Annotated in this window: 2 protein-coding genes; both read left to right on the forward strand. The window is 46.9% G+C overall.

Going from position 1 to position 2,459, the window contains the following annotated elements:
- Positions 1-258 precede the first annotated feature (258 nt).
- Complete coding sequence (locus A3750_RS06450) at positions 259-1,602, forward strand: DUF6160 family protein (protein WP_068454682.1); 1,344 nt, start codon at positions 259-261, stop codon at positions 1,600-1,602.
- 86 nt (positions 1,603-1,688) lie between these two features.
- Positions 1,689-2,459: DUF6160 family protein (locus A3750_RS06455; RefSeq protein WP_197474944.1), on the forward strand; the 771-nt coding region annotated here is incomplete at its 3' end.

A 2,459-nucleotide genomic window follows, 5' to 3' on the forward strand; every position in this document is an offset into this window, starting at 1 on the left:
GTAGCAATGGCTAACGACCTTGGTCTAGACGGCGTAGCGATCAACACTACCTTTAAAGGTGACATGGAGATCGGTGCATTGTCATTCGGTGACACTGGTACTTCAATCGGTGAGTTGTACTGGACTGACATCGAGAGCTACACTAACTGGACTATCTCTGCACACTAATTACTTGGTGTAATGAGTTAAGTCTCAGAGGAAAAGCCGCTCTCAAGAGCGGCTTTTTTTTTGAAAAAAGTTAGAAACTAGGAGTAAGGTATGAAAATGATAAAAAGAACGGCCTTGTCTCTTGCAATTGCAGGAGCAAGCGTCGGTGCTCATGCCGAATTAAAGTCTCTAGACGACTCAGCGATGAGTGAGTTGACCGGTCAAGCCGGTTTGACGATCGATCTAGAAACGAAGTACACGATTGGCGAATTTATGTACAAAGACGCCGGTAGTGTATTTTTGAGTGGCATTAGTTTTGGTGCAAATGAAAACGTCGACCCAGGTGGGTACTTTGATAATGTTCGCGTGAAACTCGATATTGCGGGTTCTGGCTTGATCGACCCAGCAAACGGTGTAGCAGATAACTACCTTGAAACCGGCTTTTCCGGCGTAAGGAAAGTGGCTGAGATTCAGGCGCTTGCGGCGGCCGCTGCAGGAAACACAGATGAGGCCAAGTTCTTGGTGGCTCAGTCGGGACAAATCACGGTAACGGATGCGATATCGGCAGGTCTTATTCAGGCGAATGCGACTACTACTGGGCCTATGTCTATTGAAGGCAAAAAGACCTATGGTGATGGTGATTTGCTGATCCACGTTAGTTACAAAGATGCGTGGGAGAAGCTTGGTGGCTTAGACGTGTTGATGTCCACTGATTCGACCTTGAACGCTGGTGCAGCATCAGCGCTTGGCGACGTTACTTTTGATGATTTGTTCGGTAATGGCTGGACGAAAGGAAAGGATTTCAACTTCAGCATTGATGCAATCGGCCTTGCTGATTCAACGTTTGCTGCGGGAGATTCAATTGGTGATAACTTTACTGGGCACACTGCAAACGGTATCGATCCTGATGGCGACGCTGGCACTACAGTATTGATCTCTGATCTTTCTATCAATGGTTATCTTGGGCCTGTTGATATCCATATCGAAAACAAAGGTAATGGTTTCGGTACTGGTACTGCAACGCCTACAATTGGCGCGGCAGATTCGAAGATCAACTGGAACACTTACGTTAACGTGACCGATCTTGATGTTTACCTGGATATTGCTGGTGTTCAAATCACTGATTTGAAAATTAACAATGTTCGAGGCGACGTAACGGATCTTAACGGGAACTTCGCGTTCGGTTTTGCACAGTCCAACCGTCAGATCTTTGCAGTGCGCAACACGGCTGGGTTTGATGCGGCGGGTCTTGCTGCAGCAGCTGGAGGAGCGGCTTACGCTAACCCAGTAGCAATGGCTAACGACCTTGGTCTAGACGGCGTAGCGATCAACACTACCTTTAAAGGTGATATGGAGATCGGTGCATTGTCATTCGGTGACACTGGTACTTCAATCGGTGAGTTGTATTGGACTGACATCGAGAGCTACACTAACTGGACTATTTCTGCACACTAGTAATTTGGTGTAACGAAGGTTGTCTCAGGGAAAGAGCCGCTCTTTGAGCGGCTCTTTATAGACAAGTAGGGAGTTAGGAGAAGGGTATGAAAACGATAAAAAAAACGGCCTTGTCTCTTGCGATCGCAGGGGTAAGCCTAAGTGCTCATGCCGAACTAAAGTCTCTAGACGACTCAGCAATGAGCGCGTTAACTGGCCAAGCCGGTTTGACGATTGATCTAGAAACAAAATACACGATCGGCGAATTTATGTATAAAGACGCTGGTAGTATATTTTTGAATGGCATTAGTTTTGGTGCAAATGAAAACGTTGATCCTGGTGGTTATTTCGATAATGTTCGCGTGAAACTCGATATTGCGGGTTCTGGCCTGATCGATCCGGCAAACGGTATCGCAGACAATTATCTTGAAACCGGTTTTTCAGGCGTCAGAAAAGTAGCGGAAATTCAAGCGCTTGCAGCGTCTGCTGCGGGTAACACGGATGAAACTAAGTTTTTGGACGCGCAGTCAGGTCAGATCACGGTTGCCGATGCGGTATCTTCGGGTCTAATTCAGTCAAACGCGACCACAACAGGTCCTATGTCGATTGATAGTAAAAAGACCTATGGTGATGGCGACTTACTGATCCACGTTAGCTATAAAGATGCGTGGGAGAAGCTTGGCGGCTTAGACGTGTTGATGTCTACAGATTCGACGCTAAATGCCGGTGCTGCTTCAGCACTTGGCGATGTTGGTTTTGATGATCTGTTCGGTAATGGCTGGACGAAAGGGAAAGATTTCAACTTTAGCATTGATGCTGTTGGTCTAGCTGCTTCAACGTTTGCTGCGGGTGATTCGATTGGTGATAGCTTTACGGGT

The sequence above is a fragment of the Oleiphilus sp. HI0079 genome, from assembly GCF_001635105.1.

What these genes read in the sequence shown, in the direction of transcription:
- A3750_RS06450 (WP_068454682.1), top strand. Translation starts at nt 259, where the DNA reads ATGAAAATGATAAAAAGAACGGCCTTGTCTCTTGCAATTGCAGGAGCA.